Origin of the sequence: Desulfoscipio geothermicus DSM 3669 (genome assembly GCF_900115975.1) — a bacterium.
Lineage (GTDB): Bacteria > Bacillota > Desulfotomaculia > Desulfotomaculales > Desulfallaceae > Desulfoscipio > Desulfoscipio geothermicus.
Map to the genome: position 1 here is coordinate 24,941 of NZ_FOYM01000038.1, position 6,190 is coordinate 31,130.

General features: G+C 49.4%; 5 protein-coding genes. 4 read left to right on the forward strand and 1 reads right to left on the reverse strand.

All coding sequences use genetic code 11. From position 1 onward, the window contains the following. Window positions 1-34 precede the first annotated feature (34 nt). The 3 genes from BM299_RS16995 (at window position 35) to nrfD (ending at window position 3,674) form a co-directional block, all read left to right on the forward strand. Window positions 35-1,615 (forward strand): [FeFe] hydrogenase, group A, encoded by a 1,581-nt coding sequence (locus BM299_RS16995; protein WP_092487248.1) that lies wholly within the window; start codon window positions 35-37, stop codon window positions 1,613-1,615. A 17-nt stretch (window positions 1,616-1,632) separates the two neighbouring features. Next, entirely contained in the window at window positions 1,633-2,439 is an 807-nt protein-coding gene (locus BM299_RS17000; RefSeq protein ID WP_092487251.1) for a 4Fe-4S dicluster domain-containing protein, read from the forward strand. Window positions 2,440-2,501: 62 nt separating this feature from the next. Next, on the forward strand, window positions 2,502-3,674 hold the full coding sequence (gene nrfD, locus BM299_RS17005; protein ID WP_092487254.1) for an NrfD/PsrC family molybdoenzyme membrane anchor subunit: 1,173 nt from the start codon (window positions 2,502-2,504) through the stop codon (window positions 3,672-3,674). Between the two features lie 187 nt (window positions 3,675-3,861). On the opposite strand, the gene BM299_RS17010 is transcribed toward nrfD, so the two are convergent. Beyond that, the gene (locus BM299_RS17010; RefSeq protein WP_092487256.1) at window positions 3,862-4,188 is read right to left on the reverse strand and encodes a hypothetical protein; all 327 of its coding nucleotides are present in this window, start codon (window positions 4,186-4,188) and stop codon (window positions 3,862-3,864) included. A gap of 1,317 nt (window positions 4,189-5,505) precedes the next feature. Between BM299_RS17010 and BM299_RS17020 the strand changes: the two genes are divergently transcribed. Further along, window positions 5,506-6,042, forward strand: a complete 537-nt coding sequence (locus BM299_RS17020; RefSeq protein WP_245779815.1) for a DUF6431 domain-containing protein — start codon at window positions 5,506-5,508, stop codon at window positions 6,040-6,042. Window positions 6,043-6,190: the final 148 nt, after the last annotated feature.

Below are 6,190 nucleotides of genomic sequence, written 5' to 3' on the forward strand. Positions count from 1 at the left end.
TGCAGTAAATTGATTGGTTAAGGAGGAGCGTTTTATGGAAGACCAGCTGAAGCTGGAAAAGCGCGTAACTAGACGGTCTTTTCTGAAAATGATGGGAGGGCTTGGACTGGCCGGCCTAACGGCCGGCCTCGCCGGCTGCGGTGCCACAACGGTTGCGGGGCAGGCCGGCGGGGACGGTTGGCTGCCGCAACAATACCAGGTCCCGGGCACCTGGCCGGCCCAGGTGCGGGGGCGGGTGCCCATTGAAGCGGATAACCCTTCTATTGTGCGGGATGACGAGAAATGTGTATTGTGCGGGCAGTGCCTGGAAGTATGTAAAAACACGCAAACGGTATTCGGGCATTACGGTTTCCCACTGGTGGACGAAATCGTTTGCATAAACTGTGGACAATGTGCCCTTTGGTGTCCCACCGGGGCCATAACTGAGCGGGATAATACCGAAAGGGTTCTGCAGGCCCTTAAGGACCCGGAAAAACATGTGGTGGTGCAAACCGCCCCGGCCACCAGGGTGTCCCTGGGCGAAGAGTTCGGGCTGGCCCCCGGCACCTGGGTGATGGGCCGGCAGGTGGCGGCACTGAAGCGCCTGGGTTTTGACGCTGTGTTTGACACAAACTTTACCGCGGACCTGACCATCATGGAGGAAGCCACCGAATTGATCAAGCGGATCAAGGGAGATATCAAGAAGCCGTTGCCGCAGTTTACTTCCTGCAGCCCTGGCTGGGTTAAATTTTGCGAATATTTTTACCCCGATTTGCTGTCCCACATGTCCAGTTGTAAATCCCCCCAGCAAATGCTGGGCGCGCTGGTGAAAACCTATTATGCCAAAGCCAAGAACATCAAGGCGGATAAAATCTTTTCCGTGGCCGTGATGCCCTGTACAGCCAAGAAATTTGAAGCCGGGCGACCGGAAATGAACGGCAGCGGTCATTACTGGCATAACAAATCCCTGCGTGATGTGGACGCGGTGCTGACCACCAGGGAGTTGGCCCGGTTGCTCAAAAAGCAGGGAATAAATCTTGCCGCCCTGCCGGAGGAAAATTACGACATGTTGCTGGGCAAAAGCACCGGCGGCGCCATTATTTTCGGCGCCACCGGAGGAGTAATGGAGGCTGCGGTCCGCACCGCGTATTACTTCATCACTCAACAGGAACCCCCGGCCAACCTGCTTTCGCTGAACCCGGTGCGCGGTCTGGACGGCGTAAAAGAGGCGGCGCTGGAAGTTCCCGGCGTGGGCACGCTCAAGGTGGCGGTCTGTCACGGGATGGGCAACGGGCGGCAGGTGCTGGAGGCGGTACGCAAGGGCAATGCGCCCTGGCACTTTATCGAATTCATGTCCTGTCCCGGCGGCTGCATCGGTGGGGGTGGGCAGCCCCGGTCCGCGGTGCCGCCCTCCGATGAGGTGCGTTTACAGAGAATAAAAAGCCTGTACCAGGCGGATGCCCGAATGCAATGGCGGGAGAGCCATGAAAACGCGGAACTGCTGGCCCTGTACCGGGATTTTCTGCAACATCCTATGAGTGAATTGGCCGAGGAATTGCTTCATACCAGTTATGTTGACCGGGGCCGGAGTTACAACCGGTTGACGGCCGCGGCCGAAATGCCGGATGCAGTTTAACGGGGAGGTGAATAAAGTTGTCCAAGGGTGTTTTAGTTGATGTTACCAGGTGTGTGGGCTGCGGCAGCTGCGTGGTAGCCTGTAAAATGTGGAATGATTTGCAGCACAATAAAGAGACCCCGGCTCTGGGGAAAGATGCCAAGCTGGCGGCCGAAAACTGGACCGTGGTCAATAAAGTGGAAACCAGAAAGGAAGGTAAAAAAGTATGGCGATTTGTTAAAGAGCAGTGCCTGCACTGTGAAGAACCGGCCTGCGCATCGGCCTGTTTTTCCCGGGCCATCAAGAAAACCGAGGATGGCCCGGTGGTCTACGACGTAAATCTATGCGTGGGCTGCCGTTACTGTATGCTGGCCTGTCCCTTCAATATTCCCAAGTACGAATGGGATAAAACCTTCCCCCGGGTGCGCAAGTGCCAGATGTGCGCAGGCCGGATCAGCAAGGGCGAACCCCCGGCCTGCGTGGGTGTCTGCCCGGCCGGTGCCCTGACTTACGGTGAACACGGGGATTTAATCAAACTGGCCCGAAAAAAGATCAACGAAGGTAAGAATTACATAAGGCATATTTACGGGGAAAAGGAAGCAGGGGGGACCGCCTGGCTGTATATTTCGGACGTTCCGTTTGAGGACCTGGGCTTCCGTACCGGCGTAACCACCCGCCCCCTGCCGGAATACACCGAAAGTATCCTGAGCCTGACCCCCGCCGTGGGACTGGGTTGGGGAGCCCTGCTGACCGGCATGTATGTTTATAACCGGCGGCGCAACCAGATCGCCCGTGAAGAAAGCGAAAAGAGAGAAAAGAACAAGAGCCAGAGCCGGAAGAGGTAGCGGGTGCGGGAATTGCAACATTTCAACACCCGGCACCAAGTATTATTTGGGAGGATTGCGTGATGGCGGAGAAAAATAATTGGACGTTTAAAATGACACCCACCAGGTATGTTTTGCTGATCCTGGCTTTGACCGGCGCCGCCCTGATGGTTTACAGGCTGGTTTTCGGCCTGGGAAGCGCCACCAATTTAAACGACGCCTGGCCGTGGGGCCTTTGGATAGGCTTTGACGTGCTGGTCGGCGTGGCCCTGGCCGGGGGCGGTTACAGCACGGCCCTTTTAGTGCACATCATGGGCATAAAAAAATTCACTCCCATTGCCAGGAGTGCCATGCTCACTTCACTGATCGGCTACTTGCTGGTCATGGCCGGGCTTTTCATGGACATCGGCCGCTGGTTCAATTTCTGGCGACCGTTTGTTTCCTGGGGTTACCACAGTGTGTTATTTGAAGTATTCTGGTGCGTATCGCTGTATACAACTATACAATTGCTGGAATTCGGTGAAATCGCCACGGAAAAAGTACAGAAATCCTGGCACCGCTTTTTCAAGAAAATCATGCCCGTTTTGCTGATTATCGGCGTACTGCTGCCTACGCTGCACCAGTCATCGCTGGGTTCGCTGTACGTGATTGAAGTGGGCAAACTGTACCCGTTATGGTGGTCCATGCTGCTGCCGGTGTTCTTCCTGATGTCCTCATTCTTTGTCGGCCCGGCCATGGTGACCGTGGAGACCATGCTGGCGGGCCGGGCGCACGGCCACAAAGCCGATCTTGGCGTTTTACAGTCCCTGATCAAGGTGTCCGGCTACCTGATGCTGGTCTACCTGGTTTTAAAAATTACCGACCTGATCTATCGCGGGGCGGCGGGCCTGGTCTTTAAAGGCAACCTGGAAGGGAACCTGTTTCTGCTGGAAATGATTGCCGGGATTGTTATACCGCTGATTATTTGCTTCACGCCGAAATGGCGCGCCAGCAAGGGCGGCCTGATTACCTTCAGCGTGCTGGTGGTGGCCGGTGTTATAATCAACCGCATGAACGTGGTGTTTACCGGCATGGCCGATTTTATGGGCGGGTTTTATTTCCCGTCACTGATCGAGTGGGCGGTGAGTATCGGTCTGGTAGCCATCGGTGTACTCGGTTACCTGTTTGTGGTGGAAAACTTTAATATCCTGCCCGGGCAGCATGTTGATGCGGCGCCGCTGGTAAAAGAGAAAAAGGCGATCAAATATTCGGCTTAACCGGAACAAGTGACCTTGGCAGGTCTATGACCTCCTTTAACATAAGTTTTACTACACAGGCAATGTAGTAAAATACCTCTCCTTTCGACCGGCGAATAGGATTGGCAATTTATTGCCAGTCCATTCGCCATTTTTTTTTGTTAGGGCGGTGTTGCACGGAGCCATCAACATGCATCATTAACATTTCTCATTTCGGTTGTCTAAAGGTAATACTACCTTCTCCACCACCTTGAAACAGGTGCTCAATCTTCTCATCTGAAGGAAAAGCTACTTTCCATTGCCCGTCTACCAGAATTAAACGAAAGGTGTATTTTTCCTCCTTTATTTTCCCCGATTGATCGAAACTTAATGTGGTATCTATATAGACCTTTTCATCCCCTGATTTCTTTATATTTTCAATTTTATAGCTTAAATACTTTGATTGATGTAATGACTCCTCATAAAATTTTAATTGTTCTGCTTTATCAGAGAATCTACGATCGACAGCAAAACTAGCAGCTTTCTTTACGTCCATCTCTATTTAAAGAATCTAAAAAATTTGTTAGTACAGTTTCAGGTTGATCAGAATTTGTAGTTACTGCTTGAGGTTGGTTAGGAGACGAGGATGCCTGACAACCCCCAATAGAAACGATCACAGCTACAAACAAAAAAACGAATGTTAAATATCGTTATATTCTCAGCCGTAAATTCTATTTGCATACGGGTGAACATTTCTTCCTCATATACTTTTCTTAAAGCGAAGTCAACCATTCGAAACGCATTTGCATTGCTGACTTTGCTCCTCCAAACATCGCTTCCTTCAAGGTCCGGAATTCTTTTACTTTTCAGTATTCGCTCATCATAAACTGCTTTTGTATTCATTGAAACAGGTGTATTATTTATCGTTACCGTATTCGAATCAGATGTAAATTCTTGTAAATTTTACTTCCTGTCCGGAAAAAGTTATCATAGCTGTTTTAGTTTCTTTATTGAATACCACGTCTGCATTAGGGTAACCACCTCGGGTTACCGGTTTGATAAGATAAACCCGCCTCTACGCCCGAATCACCAGGTGCTTCAAATCCAAAATAAACCCACGGTTGCTCGCCCGAACCTAAATTACTTATGCTGGGCAAAGTTACATCGGCTTGGATGCCGTCAAACCCGTTAAATCCAAGATGTTCTCTTGAAGAATTTATAACTGATAAAATTAACGATTTTACAAAGCAGGTTAATAAGTTTGAAACCGATTAGATTAGCAATGGCCGGATTTATTCCTGCTATTGCTCTTCTTCCTTGATGGGTATTACATTTATCCATGACAAGTTCCTTCCCCACTTCTTTTCATAATATGAAAAGAATACAAAAGCTCTATCAAGGTTAGGCTTTTCATTTGTTTCAATAAAATAATTTATTAGATAATCAAGATTAACATCACTTTTGGTGTATAGTTCGCTATCAATTTTTTTATTTGAAATATAAAACCTAATTTTTGCTGGGAAATTATTCCCTAAGTACGAAAGACCCTTGACGTCGGATAGATAATAATCTTCTTTTAAGGGTATACCGAATTTATTTAACTGCTCTACCATGAGTTTGTGAGTATATCAATGTTTATTATAATCATAACTGCCGGTTATTTCATCTGCACGACCTTTTATAGCATACCTGTTCCTGCCACCCTATAAAATCCGAAAGCTGATGATATTGCCTGTCCAAAAGTTGCCATATATAATGACCATAACTTAAAGAAAGGAAAGACGCCCCCGTTTGGATGTGCAACTGCGCCAACAGAAGCACCCAGAGGCGTCCCCACTCATAAGTATGGTCATTGTAACAGAATATGAGCTAATTGAAAACCCTGAAAAAGGTGTTTTTTGTTAAGAGCGCGGAGCAGATCCCATGCCCCTGTTGTAATGGTCCCCTATACGTCATTGGTAGCCGGCAGCGTAAATACATAAATGACCTTGGAGACGAGATAATTCTCATCATCCGCCGGCTCCGCTGTGAACACTGCAGCAAGATACACCACGAACTACCGGATATTCTCGTTCCATATAAACGTTACAGCAGTGAAAGCATCGAGGTGGTCATAACCGGGAACACTGCACTGACCGTAACAGCCGACGAATCCACATTAAATCGTTGGCGCCACTGGTTTAGGGCACTGCAGAACCACTTCCTGGGCTGCCTGGCTTCCATCGCCACCCTGCTCGGTAAAGAATCTGTGAAAGAAACGTCCCGTCTTTCCAAGTCCACGCTCCAAGGGATATGGAACTATGTTGGTGATGCTGTCGGCTGGCTAGCTAGAGTTGTCCGTCCGGTAGTAAATATAAATTCTTGGGTACATACCCGTTCTGCATTCCTGTCCACCACAGGCGGGAGATAAACTCATGCTAAAGCCTAAAAACGAGGAGGTTTTAGCATGAAGGACCAACAAAAAGCCGAAGAAATTGCCGCCCAGCGGATGCAGTTGATATCCCCGCTGCTAGCGGACGGGCTTGATGCGGCCAAAATTAGAGAACTCAAGAAAAACA